The organism is Nocardia sp. NBC_01388 (assembly GCF_045040085.1).
GTDB lineage: Bacteria > Actinomycetota > Actinomycetes > Mycobacteriales > Mycobacteriaceae > Nocardia.
On sequence record NZ_CP109553.1, the window covers coordinates 5,625,584 to 5,641,749 of the forward strand.

Annotated in this window: 8 protein-coding genes; 1 reads left to right on the plus strand and 7 read right to left on the minus strand. The window is 68.8% G+C overall.

Features of this window, described 5'->3' with window-relative positions; genetic code table 11:
• Window positions 1-5 precede the first annotated feature (5 nt).
• Window positions 6-2,132 carry a glycogen debranching N-terminal domain-containing protein gene (locus OG716_RS27410; protein ID WP_405133531.1) on the plus strand — a complete coding sequence of 709 codons (2,127 nt, stop codon included), beginning with the start codon at window positions 6-8 and terminating at the stop codon, window positions 2,130-2,132.
• Between the two features lie 58 nt (window positions 2,133-2,190).
• On the opposite strand, the gene OG716_RS27415 is transcribed toward OG716_RS27410, so the two are convergent.
• From OG716_RS27415 to OG716_RS27445, 7 genes are read right to left on the minus strand one after another with little or no spacing between them, the layout of a single operon-like run.
• Complete coding sequence (locus OG716_RS27415; protein ID WP_405133532.1) at window positions 2,191-2,997, minus strand: ABC transporter permease; 807 nt, start codon at window positions 2,995-2,997, stop codon at window positions 2,191-2,193.
• A complete protein-coding gene (locus OG716_RS27420; RefSeq protein WP_405133533.1) occupies window positions 2,994-3,764 on the minus strand; it encodes an ABC transporter permease in 771 nt (256 codons plus the stop codon). Before OG716_RS27420 ends, OG716_RS27415 begins: the two co-directional genes overlap by 4 nt.
• Window positions 3,761-4,735, minus strand: a complete 975-nt coding sequence (locus tag OG716_RS27425; protein WP_405133534.1) for an ATP-binding cassette domain-containing protein — start codon at window positions 4,733-4,735, stop codon at window positions 3,761-3,763. Before OG716_RS27425 ends, OG716_RS27420 begins: the two co-directional genes overlap by 4 nt.
• Before the next feature lie 46 nt (window positions 4,736-4,781).
• Window positions 4,782-7,859, minus strand: a complete 3,078-nt coding sequence (gene nbtC, locus OG716_RS27430; protein WP_405133535.1) for a nocobactin polyketide synthase NbtC — start codon at window positions 7,857-7,859, stop codon at window positions 4,782-4,784.
• Window positions 7,852-9,171 (minus strand): polyketide synthase, encoded by a 1,320-nt coding sequence (locus OG716_RS27435; protein ID WP_405133536.1) that lies wholly within the window; start codon window positions 9,169-9,171, stop codon window positions 7,852-7,854. The genes nbtC and OG716_RS27435 overlap by 8 nt, the downstream gene beginning before the upstream one ends.
• Window positions 9,168-9,932, minus strand: a complete 765-nt coding sequence (locus OG716_RS27440) for a thioesterase II family protein (protein WP_405133537.1) — start codon at window positions 9,930-9,932, stop codon at window positions 9,168-9,170. Before OG716_RS27440 ends, OG716_RS27435 begins: the two co-directional genes overlap by 4 nt.
• A 19-nt stretch (window positions 9,933-9,951) precedes the next feature.
• Window positions 9,952-16,152 (minus strand): amino acid adenylation domain-containing protein, encoded by a 6,201-nt coding sequence (locus OG716_RS27445; RefSeq protein ID WP_405133538.1) that lies wholly within the window; start codon window positions 16,150-16,152, stop codon window positions 9,952-9,954.
• Window positions 16,153-16,166: the final 14 nt, after the last annotated feature.

A 16,166-nucleotide genomic window follows, 5' to 3' on the forward strand; every position in this document is an offset into this window, starting at 1 on the left:
CTGCATTGAACGAAGAGGTTCCGGCCGCACTGAACGCCGGTGAGCCATCCGCCCTGGGTGGCTCCGGTGGTGCGGTGACGCTGGTGGCGGGCAGCACCTTCTGCCTGTCGGATCGGCTCGGGGATGTGGAGCCGGGCACCCCGTACGGCTTGTTCCATCGGGATGCGCGCGTCATATCCCGATGGGAACTGCGGCTGGACGGGCAGCGGCCGGAGCCGCTGTCGGTATTGAGCCCGGAGGCCTTCACCGCCCGGTTCATACTGCGCCGGCCCCCACGGGCCGGCGCAGCGGACAGCACCGTGCTCATCGTGCGGGAGCGGCTGGTCGCGGACGGGCTCCGCGAAACCATCACGGTGGAGAACATGGGGCGCGAAACCACCGCTGTCGACCTGCAATTGCATATCGACGCGGATTTTGTGGATCTGTTCGCGGTGAAGGAAGGCCGCACGGCCAGCGCCCGCGCCGAGATCCTGGTCGCGGATACGGAGTTGCTACTAACTGACCGGTCGGATCGATCGCGCGGCTTGTCGGTCTCCTCCTCGGAAGAGCCTGTGGTGCTGCCGGGTTCGCTGTCCTGGCGGGCGGTGGTGCCCGCCGGGGGCAGCTGGAAAACCGAGATCGTGGCGCAGCCGACACTCGGTAGTCAGCCCGCGCACTCGCCACTGCGGGCCGGTGAGGAGTTCGAATTCAGCGAACCGAGCCGCAATATGCGCGCCTGGCGCGATACCGCCGCCAATATCACCGCGGCCGATCCGCAGCTCGCCCTGGTGCTGCAGCGCACCGAGAGCGATCTGGGCGCCCTGCAGATTCACGATGCCGCGCGGGGCGGCCGGCCCTTCGTGGCCGCCGGTGCGCCGTGGTTCATGACCCTGTTCGGCCGCGATTCACTGCTCACGGCATGGATGGCGCTGCCGCTGGATGTCGGCCTGGCGCTCGGCACCATGCAGCAACTGGCGGAGATGCAGGGGCAGCACGAGGATCCCCTGACCGAGGAGGAGCCGGGCCGCATCATGCACGAGATGCGGCGCGGTCCGGCCAGCGGGCAGGTGCTCGGCGGTGAGACCTATTACGGAACCATCGATGCCACACCGCTTTTTGTCATGCTGCTGGCGCAGGCGCGGCGCTGGGGCGCCGATGCCGAGGCGGTGCAGGCGCTGCTGCCCGCCGCCGATGCCGCGCTCGAGTGGATCGCCGATTACGGGGATCGTGACGGCGACGGCTTTGTGGAGTACCGGCGCGCCACTGATCGCGGCCTGATCAATCAGGGCTGGAAGGACAGTTTCGACGGCATCAACGATGCCGCCGGACATCTGCCGGAACCGCCGATCGCACTGTGCGAGGTGCAGGGTTACGTATATGCCGCGCTGCAGGCGCGCGCCGAGCTGGCCGAGGAGTTCGGTGACGGCACCACCGCCGAGCATCTGCGCGACCGCGCGGCCGAATTGCGGACCAAGTTCGCGGAAGCCTTCTGGTTGCCCGAAAAGGGCTGGTTCGCAGTGGCTGTGGACGGCAACAAGCGGCGGCTGGATTCGCTCACCAGCAATATCGGGCACTGCCTGTGGTCGGGCATCGTCTCCGACGAGCATGCGACCGAAGTGATCCGGCATCTCGCCTCGGACGATATGGATACCGGATTCGGTTTGCGCACTTTGTCTTCCAGCATGGGTGCGTTCAATCCGATGAGTTACCACAATGGTTCGGTGTGGCCGCACGACACCGCCATCGCGGTGGCCGGGCTGCTGCGCTACCGCCATATTCCCGGCGCTGTCGACCTGGCCACCCGCCTGGCCGAGGGGCTGCTCGATGCGGCCGGGGCCTTCGGCGGCCGACTGCCCGAATTGTTCTGTGGTTTCCCGCGATCCAAGTTCGCGGCGCCGGTCCCCTACCCGACCTCCTGCTCACCGCAGGCCTGGGCCAGCGCGGCACCGCTGCTGCTGGTCCGGTCGTTCCTCGGACTGGATCCGGATGTGCCGCGCCGCTCGCTCACAGTGCTGCCGCATCTGCCCGCACGGTGGGGCCGGGTCGAACTCACCGATCTGCGGCTGGGCGGCGCGATGATCGATTTGGTAGTGGAGGGTGATCGGGTCACGACCTCGAATCTGCCCGACGATTGGCAGCTGATCACGCACTGACACAGCGGTATCGAGGCAGCACCGGCCGACCCCGGCAGAGTCGGCCGGTGCTGTCGTATCAGCTCTCGGCGGCCGCGCGGTAGCCGCGGACGGCGAGCACGCCGAACACGGCGGCCAGACCGGCCGACCAGGCGGCGGTCTGCAACAGCGGGGTCGCGATCGGGCCGCCCAGGACGAAACCGCGCATGGCCTCGATGGCACAGCTCATGGGCTGGGCGCGGACCATCGGCTGAATGACTTCCGGGTAGTTGTCCAGCGGGACGAACCCCGAATTGAAGAACATGGCGATGAGCACCACGATGGCGGCCAGCTGCACCACCTTGTCACCGATTCGGCTGACGCCGACCAGGATCACCGCCGGGGTGAAACCCGCGATGACGATGACCGGCACCGCCAGCACGCCGAAGAAACCGGGCCACCCCTGCTGGAAGCGCAGGCCGAGCAGCATGCCGATGGCCACGACGACGAGGGTGACCACGGCGGCGCGCACACATTCGGCGAGCAGGCGGCCGAGCATGCCCGCGGAACGGTGAATGGGCAGCACCCAGAAGCGGCGCAGCAGCCCGCTCTGCCGTTCACCGTAGAGCGACAGGCCGGTGCCCATCGCGCCGTACATGGCGCCGGCGATGGCGATCATGGGCACGAATCCGTAGATCGGATCGACGCCGGCGGCGGCGCCCAGGGAGCGCTTCAGCACCAGATCGAACATGAGCAGCAGCAGGACCGGCAGCATCAGGGTGCTGGTCATCACCTCCTGCTGCCGGGTCCAGCGGCGCAGCAGCCGGCCGGTTTCGATGAGCGATTGGCTCAGCAGGGATCCGGCATCGGCCGGAAGCTGTACTGTCGCCGTGGTTTCCGCGCTCATGCCCGCCGTCCTTCGGCTCGAATCGCCAGTACCGCACCCACGATCAGCAGTCCGCCGATCCACAGTGCGGCCACCCAGAGTTCCGGCGGGTACCGGCCGTCGGCCAGGCCGCGCAGTGCGGCGGTCACCTGGGAGACCGGCTGATTGCGCACCCAGCCCCGGATCCATCCCGGGAAGCCTTCGGCGGGAACGAATCCCGTGGAGGTCATGACCAGCAGCAATTGCGGGACGAACAGCACCGTGGCGCCGAGTTCCGGATTGCGGGTGGCGGTACCGAGCGCGTCCGCGCCGATCACCACCGCGGTCCCGAACGCCAGCGCCACCAGTACGAACACCAATGCCGCTGTGATGTCGTGGAATCGGAAGCCGAAGGCGATGCCCACGACGAGAGCGCTGATCAACGCGGCACAGCCGCGCACCAGATTCGCGGACATGCGGGCGGCCACCGGCACCCACGGGTGCACCGGCAGCGAGCGCAGCCGAGTGGCCATACCGCCCGTCTGCTCCCGTCCGGCACGGTCACCGGCGAACATGGCGGTGAAGAACATGGCGTACACGGCGGTCAGCGGCAGCAGATACTGGGCGAAGTCGATTCCGGTCGCCAGCATGGACTTTCGCAGCGGAATGTAGAAGCAGATGTAGATGACCACCGGCGCGGCCAGCGCCAGCACCACATCGCCCTCGCGGAAGGCGGCGCGAATACCGCGCTCGCTCAGGGCGCTCCACTGCAGCCCGGCTGGAATACGAATGATCGGAGCCTGATTCATGCCGGAGACTCCACCGCGGCGGGCTTGGTCAGTTCGATGAAGACCTCGTCGAGCGAGGGGCGGCGCAGCGCGATATCGATCAATTCGATACCGCTGCCGGTGATTCGGTGCAGCGCCTCGGTCAGGGTGGCGGCGCCGCCGGGAGCGGGCAGTGCCACCCGGTCCGCGGAATCGGGGACGGTGACCTCGCCCAGTCCGGCCAGTGCGGTGACCAGTCGCGGCACATCGGCGGGGTCGGCCGGGACCACCTCGCAGTAGCTGGAACCGGAGCGGGCCTTGAGCTGATCGGCGGTGCCCTCGGCGATGACGGCGCCCTGGTCGACCACGATGATGTTGTCGCTCAGCGCATCCGCCTCCTCCAGGTACTGCGTGGTGAGCAGTACCGTGACGCCCTGCCGCTTGAGTTCGCGCACCAGCGCCCACAGGCTCTGCCGGCTGACCGGGTCCAGACCGGTGGTCGGCTCGTCGAGGAAGACCACGCGCGGCGGGCGCACCAGACCGCAGGCGATATCGATGCGCCGCCGCATACCGCCGGAGTACTGGCCGACTCGGCGATCGGCCGCCTCGGCGAGCGCGAACTGTTCGAGCAGTTCGTCGGCGCGCACCTTCGCCTGCTTGCGGTGCAGGCCGAGCAGTCGCCCGAACAGCACCAGATTCTCGCGGCCGGTCAGCACCTCGTCGAGGGCGGCGTACTGGCCGGTCAGCATGATGGAGGCGCGGACCTCGGTAGGCTGACGGACCACGTCGTATCCGGCCACCAGCGCCCGCCCCGCATCCGGTCGCACCAGGGTGGACAGCACCGAGACCGTGGTGGTCTTGCCCGCGCCATTGGGCCCGAGCACCCCCATCACCGTGCCCGCGGGCACGGTGATGCTGATGCCCCGCAGCGCTTTCACCGTCCCGAACGACTTTTCCACGGACTCGACGACGATTGCGTCATCCGGTTCCGGCACCGTGTTCTCCGTCCTCATATTCTTCGAATTCCCCCTGCTCCCTTGGCATTGCGGATGGTGCGGTCTAGCCGAGCAGCGATACCACTTCGTCCAGTGACGCGCCGCCTAGAATGGCCGTGACGGGCAGATCGCGCCGCAGATCGGATTCGATGCGCTTGCGCAGATCCAGTGCCTGCAGCGAATCCAGGCCGAGCGCCACCAGCGGCATGGAGCCGTCGATGGGTTCGGTGGCGTCCATGCCCATGACCAAGCGCAGGGCATCGCGGACGTGCCCGGAAATGTCCTGGGCCACAGGCGCTGCCACCGGTGCCGCCGCGGGTTCCGGCGTCTCGGGCGCGGGCGCGACCGCCGCGTGCACGGGCTGGTCCGGCAGTTCGGCGAAGAGCGGATCCTGGCCGAAGAGCGCGAAAATCGCGCGCAGCGTAGACCATTCGGCGGCCACCACAATGCTGTTGCCCGGTGCGGAGAATCCGGCCGCGATGGCCGCGCCGGGTTCCATGGGCAGCAGACCGGTGCCGCTGATCCGCGCCAGCGCCTCGGTGTGATCGGCGCCGACCGCGCGCCACAGGCCCCACTGCACGGAGGTGACGCCGACGCCGTCGCGGCGGTATCCGGTGGCGGCGGCGTCGAGCATGCGATTGACCGCCGCGTAGACCGCGTGCCCGCGCCCGCCGATGGTGGCCGAGAGCGAGGAGCACAGCACCACCCGGGCATCCGGGGTGAGCGGGAGTTCGCGGATCAGGCGGTCCAGGGCGATCACCTTGGATTCGGCTGCGGCGTGCACTGTTTCGGGCGTGGGTTCGGCGGCCGCGGCCTCGTAATCGACAGCGGCGTGTACGACCAGGCTCACGGGCGTATCGCGGAAGGCCTCGCCGAGCGCGCGGACCGCATTGTCGTCGGTCACGTCGCACTGACGGATGTCGATGGCCGCACCGAGTCCGGACAGTTCGCGCACCCGCTGCACGGCGGCCGGGGCACCGCCGGAGCGGCTGATCAGGGTGATGCGCCGGGCTCCGGACCGGGCGAAATCGGCGGCGCAGTCCAGGCCGAGTTTGCCGGTGCCGCCGATGATCACGACCTCGGTCAGCTCAGCCGCGGTGAGCGCGCAGTCGTCGGGCGTCTCGTCGAGGACCAGGCGTTTGGCGTACCAGCCACCGGCGCGGACGGCCAGTTCCGGCTCACCGGAGGTATGGATCGCGCCGAGCACCGCCTTGGCGGCCTCCGGAAGCGACTGTCCGGCTTCCAGATCCAGATGCCGGAAGCCCACACCCGGGTATTCCGATGCGAGGCAGCGGAATCCGGCCTGTGCGGCGGCGTGTGCGATATCCGGGGCCTCGGCGTCGAGCACCCGCTCACCACCGATGGTCACCAGCCAGACGTCGCGGAGGCCGTCGGGTTCGGGCAGCCACCGGCGATCGCCGATAAAATCAGCGGATTCCCTTACCGCAGTGGCGATTTCGCCGTCGTCGGGGCAGGGCAGCAGGATGACCGCCGTTTCGTAGGACGTACCGCTCTCGGCGCCGACGACAGCCGCGCCGTGCCGTGCGGCGGAGGTTTCGATGGCATCGGCGAGTTCACCGCAGCGACCGGTGTGGTCGATGACAGCCAAGGTGCCCGGCGGTACCAGCTTGCGCCGCTCCAGCCGCACCCAGCGTTCGGCCAGGCGCTGCGGCGGCACGGCTCCCTCCGAGGCGTCGGATTGTGCTGCGGCTGTGGTGCTTTCCACTGCCACGGGAAGGTCTGCTCGGTAGCGGAACGGGGCCCACAGCTGCTTGGGATTGGTCTGGGTATTGGGGAAGTCCAGCAGCGGCAGCCGCACGATGTCACTGCTGTCGTCCCGCAGCGATTCCCAGGGGAATCCGGTGTCCAGCACTGCGACCTGAGCCAGGTTCCTGGTGAATTCACCGAGGTCGAGGGCGGTGCGCCGGGAGGTGCCGATGGTCCGGAAGTCCTGCTGCGCAACGACTCCGGACAGAGTCTCCTGCATGGCGAGCATGAGGGCGGGATGGTCGGCGATCTCCAGGAAGATGTCGATATCGCGCGCCGCCGCCTCGGCGACGGCGAGATCGAAGCGCACCCGATTGCGCAGATTCCAGTACCAGTACTCACTGGCCGGCAGGTCCGGAGTGACTGCGGCGCCGAGAGTGGCACCGAGGCAGTCGATCTCGGTGGGTGCGAAGACGGGCGAGTCGAGAGTGTCCTGCAGCGTGCCTTCGAGGTCCCCGCGGAATTTGCTGACGAAGGAGGTGTGCGCCGGGTAGGCGACGCGGATCTCCTTGGCGAATTTGCCCTGTGCGGTCAGCGAGGCGACCAGTTCGGATACCGCCCCGCGCTCACCGGAGATGGCCAGCACGTGCGCGGAATTGACCACGGCCAGTTCGGCCCAGCCGGAATTGCGGGCCAGCAGCGCCTCGCATTCGTCGCGGTCCACGCCCAGTACGGCCATGGCCCACTGCCCGGCCCAATCATTGTCGCGCTCCAGCGATCCGACGAGATTCGCGCGCAGCGTGACAACACGAATGCCGTCGGCGAGCGAGATGATGCCGGAGACCACGGCGGCGGCGATCTCGCCCTGGCTGTGCCCGACGGTCACGGCGGGTTCCACCCCGGCCGCGCGCCACATGGCCGCGAGTCCGAGCATCTGCATGAATAGTGCGGGCTGGACGACCTCCACCTCGTCGCCGAACTGCCCGGTCTCGTCCAGCAGATAGGCCAGCGGCGAAATACCGTGCAGCTCCTGGAATGTCGCATCGCAGTCGTCGACGGCGGTGCGGTATACCGGCGAATGACGGTAGTAGAGCAGACCCATGCCGGGGCGCTGACTGCCCTGCCCCGGGAAGACGTAGCCGATGCGGCGGGCGGTGGCGGCGCGGTCCCCGGCGACCACGGCCTGATGCGGCCGGCCGCCGGCGACGGCGTGCAGCGCGTCGATCAGCTGATCCCGGCCGGTCACCATGATCAGCGCACGCTGCCGGCGCGGGGCGCGGGTGCGGAACAGCATGTCCGCCACGGCATCCGGGGTGACGTCCGGCCGCTCCTCCAGATACGCGACCAGGGCGGCGGCCTCGCGGCGCAGCGAATCGGCGGCGTCGGAGGACAGCAGGATCGGGGTGCTGCCGTCGGGAAGTCGATAGTCAGGCATGGGTTCCTTCCACGGGCATGGCCAGTACGGCATGCGCATTGGTACCGCTGACGCCGAAAGAGGACACCGCGCCGTAGCGAACCCCGTCGCGCGGCTCCCAGTCGGTCAGCTTCGCGGCCAGGCGCAGGCTCCCGGCGTTCCAGTCGACGCGGGTGGTGGGGTTGTCCGCGTGGCGGGTGGGGGCGATCTGCCCGTGCAGACCGCTGAGCAGGACCTTGATCAGGCCGAGCATGCCGGCGGCGGCCTGGGCGTGGCCCAGATTGGATTTGACCGAACCGAGCAGCGGGGCGGTGCCGTCCGCGCGGGCAGCGCCGTAAACCTCTTGCAGTGCGGCCAATTCCAGCGGATCACCGACAGCGGTACCGGTGCCGTGGCCCTCGATCATATCGACCAGACCTGGCTCGATGCCCGCGGCGGCCACGGTCGCGCGAACCAGGCGTTCCTGTGCGGCGGCACTGGGCACCGCGATGGGCGCACCCGTGCCATTGTGATTGACGCGGGAGCCGAGCAGGCGGGCGTAGATCCGGTGTCCGTGCGCGCGGGCGCGTGATTCCCGCTCCAGCACAACAACTCCGACGCCCTCGCCCCACAGGGTGCCGAGTGCGTCGTCGGAGTAGGGCTTGCACTGGCCATCGGCGGCAAGGGCATTGTTTTTGGAGAATTCGAAGAACGCTCCGGGCGAGCCCATGACGCAGGCCGCGCCCGCCAGCGCCCACTCACAGTCGCCGTTGCGAATGCCCGAGGCGGCCAAATGCACTGCGGCCAGCGAGGATGCGCAGGCCACATCCACCACCACCGACGGTCCGCCCAGGCCCAGGCAGTTGGAAATGCGCCCGGCGACCGCACCCAGCGCCGAACCGGCGGCGCGATAACCGCTGTGCTCGTTGACCTCCGCGCCGTGCGGACCGTATTCGGTGGCCGAAGCGCCCATGTAGCAGCCGATATCGTCGCCGTCACCGAGTGCGGCGGGATTGATGCCCGCGTTCTCCAGCGCGCGCCAGGCCACCCGCAGTGCCACCCGCTGCTGCGGATCCATGGCGACCGCTTCGCGCGGGGTGATGCCGAAGAACAGCGGATCGAAATCGGCTGCGCCGTATAGGAATCCACCCACATCCCGCACCTCGCCCCAGCCTTCGGTGGCCGCCAGATTCAGCAGGCGCTCCAGCGGCCAGCCGCGATCGCGCGGGAAAGGCCCGAGCAGATCCCGGGATTCGGCCAGCGCCGTCCAGTACTGCCCGAGGGTTTCGATGCCACCGGGCGCCTCGACGGCCATACCGGTGATGACGATGGGGTCGTTGTCGATCGTGCTCATCGCGCCACCGGCTCCCGGATCGGTTCGGCGGACAGGGTTTCCGCGATGGCGGCGATATGGTCGTGCAGAAAGAAGTGCCCGCCGTCGAACATGGTGACCTGCAGTTCGTGCGGGGTGTGCTGCTGCCAGCCGTACAGGTCGCCGATGGAGACGAATTCGTCGTCACTGCCGCCCATGGCGTGTAGCGGGGCCTCCAGCGTGACGTCTTTCGCGCAGGTGTAGGCGTCGAAGGCGGCGTAGTCGGCCTTCAGCGCGGGCAGCGCCATGCGCATGAGCTCGCGATTGGCCAGCACGTCGGCCCCGGTGCCCTGCAGTCCGCCGACGTGGTCGAGCAGTTGTTCGTCCTCGGTCGGATGCGAGGGCATATCGGCCACGCGCCACGGTGCGACCGCACCGGATACCGCGAGCAGCCGCACCGGGATTCCGGCGGATTCGGCCAGTCGCGCGAATTCGAAGGCCACCACCGAACCCATGCTGTGGCCGTACACCGTGACGGCCTCGCCCCGATTCATCGGTGAGCGGGCGAATTCCTCGAACGCGCCGAGCGCGATCTCCGGCACCGAACCCAGCGCGGCTTCGCGAGAGCGGTCCTGACGGCCCGGGTACTGGAAGACCGCGACATCGAAGTTCTCACTCAGCGGCTTGGAGAACGGGCGGTAGGTGGAGGCCCCGCCGCCGGCGTGCGGGCAGATCACCAGCGGTGGATTACCGGCCGCGCTCGGGCGATGGAACTTCCGAATCCATCCGAGGGTGTTGCTCATAGGTCTCTACTCCTGTTTCTCATTGCCACATCCGGCGCATGACCAGCAGGCCGTGGTCCTCATCGCCGAGCACCGCGGCGGCGTCGACCCGATCGTCCGGGGCCTCGGCAATGGCGCGCAGGGTGTCGTGGAAGGCGGCTTCGATGATTTCGGCCTCGGTCGCGTCGAAGGAGTCCTCGGCGTAGAAGACCACCGCCTGTACTCCGTCGGCGGGCAGCAGCGAATTGGCGGGGAAGATCATGACCAGCAGGGCGTTATCTGTCGCGCCGCCGCCCTCGAAGGTCACCAGCTCCAGATTCTCCTGTGCCAGCAGGCTTTCCAGCTCTTCCCGGCCGGGCGGGTAGGACTGGAAGACGAACATGCTGTCGAAGATCTTGCGCATGCCCGTCGCGCGAATGGCCGAGGTGAGGCGGTACTGGTGGAACTCCATGAGTTCCACCCGGCGGTGCTGGATTTCGGCCAGATGTTCGCGCCAGGTCGCTTCGCCGCGCAGGCCGACCGCGACCGGAATGGTATTGGCGAAGCAGCCGATGGCATTGTCGACGTCGTCGAGGTCGGCGGGGCGGCCCGAGACCACTTCACCGAAAACCGCTGTGTCCGCACCGGTGACGTAGCGCAGCACATTGGCCCAGGCCAGCTGGCAGATGACGCTGAAGGTGGTGCCCAGCTCGGCGGCCAGCTCGGTGAGGCGTTCGACCACCGCGGGGTCGATGGCGGCCGAGCGGCCGGTGGGGACGCCGCCGCCCTCGGGCACCCGGTTGGGTGCGACCAGGCAGGGCTGGACGCCGTCCAGATAGCCCGACCAGGCGGCCTCGGTGGCGGCCTCGCGATCCTGGGTCAGCCGCAGGAAGGCCGCGAAGGTGTCCGGATCGCCGAGCGGTGCGGCAGCCCCTGCGGTCGTGTACGCGGCGAAGATCTCCTGCGGCAGCAGCTGTCCGGACCAGCCGTCGGTGAGCAGGTGGTGTGAGGTGAGCACCAGCATGTGCACCGATTCGGGCAGGTGCACGACCGTGGCCCGGCTGAGCGGTCCGCGCGAGAGATCGAACTGCTCGCCCTGATCCGCGAGCAGGAAATCCCGCAAGCGCTGCTGCGCATCCGGCAGCTGCGCGAAGTCGACCTCGCGGACCTGGAAGGTCATGCGCTCGTTGACGATCGCGTATGGCTGTCCGGCGTGCGAGACCGAAATCGCCACGCGCAGATTGGGATAGCGATTGAGCACGGTGTCCAGCGCGGTCGTCAGGCGCGGTACCTCCAGATCGCCGCGCACGGCGATCATGGTCTGCACATTGTAGAAATCCTTACCGCCCGAGCCCAGCGCGGTGAAGTACAGCCCGGCCTGCATGGGCGCGAGCGGATGCACGTCGGCGAAGGCGCCGTACAGGCCCTGCCAGCGGTCCAGATCGAGCTGGCTGACCTCACGGGCCAGCACATCGCTGGGGGTGAACTGACGAACGGGGTTGTCGCGCACCGTCTTCGCCAGATCGTGCAGCGCACCGGTCCACAGGTCTGCCAGTTCGTGCACCTCGCCGTCGGCGAGCACTCCGGCCGGGAATCGGAAGGAGGCGCGCAACGTCGCCTGATCGCCGTCGGTGATGGTCACGGTGTTCACATCGAGTACCGCGGCGACCGGCATGGCCGGGTCGGCATGACCGCCGAGGTAGCCGAATTCCGGTGCGGCATCCCATGCTTCGGCTGCGCCCTGGGCTACGGCGAAGCGGCCCATGTAGTTGAAGCTGATCTGCGGTGCGGCAGGCACTTCCAGCTGCGCCCGCGCCTCGGGCTCGAGCCAGCGCAGCAGACCCCAGCCGATCCCGGATTCCGGCACCGCGAGCAGCTGCTCCTTGACCGCCTTCACCGCGGCCACCACCTCGGCCTCGCCGCCGTGCAGCACCCGCAGCGCCACCGGGTAGGCGCTGGTGAACCAGCCCACGGTATTGGCGAGATCGGCTCCGGCGAACAGGGTTTCGGCGCGCCCGTGCCGCTCCATGGTGAGCGAGACGGACTCGGCGTCCCGGTCGTGGGAGCGCCGGAAGCGGTGCACGGCGACGGCGAGCGCGGCCACCTGGATATCGAGGAAATCGCAGCCGAAGGTCTGCGCGCCGGTGGTGGTGAGGAAGCGGGTGTCCTCGGCATCGAGTTCGGCGGTGACCTCGTGCAGGGTCGCGACGGTGTCCAGCGCCGGATCGAAGGCGCGATGGCCGAGCAGCGGATCCGCGCTCTCGGCGATCTCCCGCCAGCGGGGCAGTTCGGCGGCCAGGGTCTCGCCCTGGGCGTAGCGAATCAGGTTGGTATTCCAGGTCTTCACCGAGGTGCCGGTCTCGGGTGCGAGCACACCGTCCTGCCAGAGCTGGCGCAGATCGTCGTGCAGGATGCGCCAGGAGACGCCGTCCACCACGAGGTGGTGCACGACCAGCAGCAGGCGGCCGGTGGCACGATCCGGGGTGCGGGCCCAGACCGCACCGACCATGCGGCCGACGGCCGGATCGAGTCCGGCACCCACCGCGTGCAACTGCTCCTGCAGCAGGTCCGCGGCGGCGAAATCCCAGTTTTCCGAGGCGATTTCGACCTCGGCGAGCTGGAGGGGCGGCTGGGATTCACCATCCTCGGGAACGTAATAGCCGAGCTCCTCCCTCGTAGCGTCCCCTGGCATCGGGGCCAGGCGGGCACGGAGTAGCGGGTGCCGGTCGAGCAGGGCGCGCAGGGCGGTCGTGAGTTGTTCGGCGGTGGCGCCGGGCGGGGTCACCACGGCGGTGGCCTGGCTGTATCCGGTGTATTCGCCGACCTTTTCGACCAGCATGGCGGCGATCGGCTGCAGCGGTATCCAGCCGGTGGCCGCGCCCGCGTCGATCAGGGCGGGAGCGGCGGCATCGGCGAGGGGCTCGGTGGCCGCGGCGATGGCGGCAATGGTGCGGGCGTCGAAGAGGGCGCTGGTGGTGATGGCGAGGCCGCGCTTCTTGAGGGCGGAGGCCATGCGGATGGCGGTGATGGAATCGCCGCCCAGGGCGAGGAAGTCGTCATCGGCGGCGAGGCCGAGGTCCTCGTTCAGGCCGAGCACCTGGCGGACCACCTGGGCCACCAGTTCCTCCGGGCCCCGGCTCAGCTCGCGTCCTCGTCCGGTGCTGCCGCCGAGATCCGGCTCCGGCAGGGCGCGGCGGTCCAGCTTGCCGTTGGCGGTGAGCGGCAGGGCGGCCAGGCGTACCAGCGCGGCGGGGATCATGTAGTCCGGCAGGCGTTCGGCAAGGTAGGCGCGAATACGTCCGGCCGTGGCGGTCTCGGAATCGGTGGCGCACACCGAATCCGGCTCGGCCACGTAGTAGGCCACCAGGACCGCGTCATTGCCGCGGGTCAGCGTGACGGCCGCGGCCGAGCCGATGCCGGGCATGCGGCGCAGGGTGGTGCCGACCTCACCGAGTTCGATGCGGTGGCCTCGGATTTTCACCTGATCGTCCACGCGGCCCAGGTATTCCAGCCGGCCGCGCGAATTCCAGCGCACGATATCGCCGGTGCGGTACATGCGGGCGGCGGGTTCGATGCTGAACGGGCTGGCCACGAAGGTCGCGGCACTGAGGCCGGGCCGATTGTGATAGCCCTGCGCCAGCTGGACACCGGCCAGGTACAGCTCACCGGTGACGCCGGGCGGGACCTGCCGCAGCTGTTCGTCCAGCACGAAGACCGACGAATTCGCCTCGGGGACACCGATGAGCGCGGAGCGGATCTCATCGCTGCCCCGGGTGCCCGCGAAGTCCTCGTGGGTCAGGTCCATGGCGGCCTCGGTCGGCCCGTACAGGCCGAGCACGGTGCCGCCGAAGACCCGGCTCGCCTCCTCGACGAGGGCGGGCGGCACGGATTCGCCGCCCAGGTAGACATAGCGCATCGACTGCAATCGGGCCGGATCCGGATTGGCGTCCAGGAAGGCGCGGGTGACGCTCGGTACCAGGGACAGCTGAGTCACCTTGTGCCGGTGGATGATTCCGGCGAGAGCTTCGACATCGGCCTGCCACCACTCCGGATGCGGTAGCACCGTGGCGGAACCGGTGCACAGGGCGTTCACCAGTTCGAAGACCGAGACGTCGAAGCCTATGGGGGCCTTCTGGAGAATGCGTTCCTCGCCGAAGCCCAGGTAATCGCGCATCCACTGCACGTGATTGGCGACGGCGCGGTGATTGATCACCACGCCCTTGGGGCGGCCGGTGGTGCCGGAGGTGTAGAGCAGGTAGGCGGCATCGAGCGGGTGAATGGGCCGCGCCAGCTCGTCGGCGCGCACCGGCGTGCTGTCAGCGGCAGCCAGTTCGGCCTGGACGGCGGGGTCAGCGAGATCCACGAGAGAGACCCCCGTCATCCCGGCATGCCTGTGGCCGGGATCCACACCGTGAGTGGATGACCCGTTGCTGTGGATCCCGGCCAGAAGCGCGCCGGGATGACGGGGGGATTCTGCTGAGATCGTGGTGATCATCAGTGTGAGCGCGGAGTCGCCGAGCATGTACTCGATGCGGTCGACGGGGTAGCTCGGGTCGGCGGGGACGTAGACCGCGCCGGCGCGCAGGACTGCGGCGAAGACTACGGGGAGCCATTCGCTGCGCTCGGCGTAGACGCCGACCCGGTCACCGTTGCGGACACCGCGTTTCAGCAGCAGGCGGGTGAGTCCGTTGACACGGGAATCGAATTCGGCGTAGGTGAGCTCGATGCCCTCGAATATCACCGCCACCCGGGTGGGATGATCCTGTGCCGAGGTTCGGATCATGGCGTCGACGGTCTCGGCGGCGATGTCCACACTGTCGCCGTACGACCACGAGTCCAGGCGGGCGCGGTCGGAGGCGGACAGCGTTTCCACTGTGGCGAGCGCGGCGCCGGGGGTGGCGGCGGCCAGGATCTGATCGATGTACTCGTGCAGGCGCTCGATGGTGCCGAGATCGAAAAGGTCGGTGCGATAGGTGATCTGGACGTCGGTGCGGTCGGCGTGCATGAAGGTTTCGACCACCAGCGGCAGCAGGGCGCCGCCATTGTCGATCAGTTCCCAGCTGGTGACCGCGCCGGGCAGCTGCGGGCCGTCGATCTTCTGGTGCAGAAACAGGACCATGGTGTCGAAGAGTTGGGAGCCGACATGTCCGGTCGCGCTGTTGGCCGCACGGACGATGCCCTCCTGCGGAAAGTGTTTGTGCCGAAACGCTTCCGTGGTGATGCCGCGTACCTGATCGACCAGCTGCGCGAAGGTGTCAGCGCCTGCGCCGGTGAAGTGCAGCGGGATCATATTGCTCAGGTTTCCGATCAGCAGCTCCTGACCGGATTCCTCGCGATTGGCGACCGTGGTGCCGACCACGACGTCGCGGCGGCCGGTGGTCCGGCGCAGCGCGAGGTAGTAGGCGGCCAGGAAGATCGAGAACGGGGTGCTGCGCAACTGCGTGCTCAACCGCCGCAGGTTCGCGTCCGCGCGCTCGCCGAGCAGGCGGTCGAAGCGATCCCCGCGCTCGGTGACCGTGATCGGGCGGCGGTCGTAGGGCAGCTGGAGTTCGGGCACCTCACCGTCGAACTGGCTCTCCCAGAAACCGATATCGGCGCTGTGGTCGTCCGCGCGGTAGCGGTCCTGCTCCCATTCGGCGAAGTCGGCGACCTGCAGGCGCAGCGGTTCGATCCGGATCTCGCCGGCGCGGGCCTGCCGGTAGAAGTCCTCCACGTCACGGGAGAGCGCCGGCAGTGTCATACCGTCCCAGGCGATGTGCTGGATGACCACGACCGCTATCAGCCGATCGGGGCGGGTGCGGGCGAAGGTGATCCGCAGCGAGGACTCGCCGGACAGATCGAAGGTCTCGTGCGCGGCGGCGCGGGTGAGCTCCGCGAGCCGGGCATCAGCCGCCGCCGGATCGAGCCCGGCGAGGTCGACATCGGTGAGGCGGGGCGGCAGCTCGGGATGAATGCGCTGGTAGGGGTCGCCCTGCTCATCATTGTGGTACGTGGTGCGCAGCACCTCATGCTTGGCCACCAGCGCCAGGAACGCCCGGCGCAGCGCCGGGCCGTCGACGTCACCGTCGAAAGTCAGTGCCAGGCAGAGGTTGTAGGCGGCGCTGTCGGGTGCTATCTGCTGATGCGCCCAGACGTAGCGCTGTCCGAAGGACAGGGCGGCGCGCGCCGGATCACGGCGCACCGGCACCGCGGGGGCGGCCGCCAGGCCGGCCTGCGCGAGCCGGGTCGCCATTGCTGCCTGTAGGTCTTCCAGCGACTTCATCAGGTGAGAACCAA

What these genes read in the sequence shown, in the direction of transcription:
- OG716_RS27435 (WP_405133536.1), bottom strand. Translation starts at nt 9,171, where the DNA reads ATGAGCACGATCGACAACGACCCCATCGTCATCACCGGTATGGCCGTC.
- OG716_RS27440 (WP_405133537.1), bottom strand. Translation starts at nt 9,932, where the DNA reads ATGAGCAACACCCTCGGATGGATTCGGAAGTTCCATCGCCCGAGCGCG.
- OG716_RS27445 (WP_405133538.1), bottom strand. Translation starts at nt 16,152, where the DNA reads ATGAAGTCGCTGGAAGACCTACAGGCAGCAATGGCGACCCGGCTCGCG.
- nbtC (WP_405133535.1), bottom strand. Translation starts at nt 7,859, where the DNA reads ATGCCTGACTATCGACTTCCCGACGGCAGCACCCCGATCCTGCTGTCC.
- OG716_RS27415 (WP_405133532.1), bottom strand. Translation starts at nt 2,997, where the DNA reads ATGAGCGCGGAAACCACGGCGACAGTACAGCTTCCGGCCGATGCCGGA.
- OG716_RS27425 (WP_405133534.1), bottom strand. Translation starts at nt 4,735, where the DNA reads ATGAGGACGGAGAACACGGTGCCGGAACCGGATGACGCAATCGTCGTC.
- OG716_RS27420 (WP_405133533.1), bottom strand. Translation starts at nt 3,764, where the DNA reads ATGAATCAGGCTCCGATCATTCGTATTCCAGCCGGGCTGCAGTGGAGC.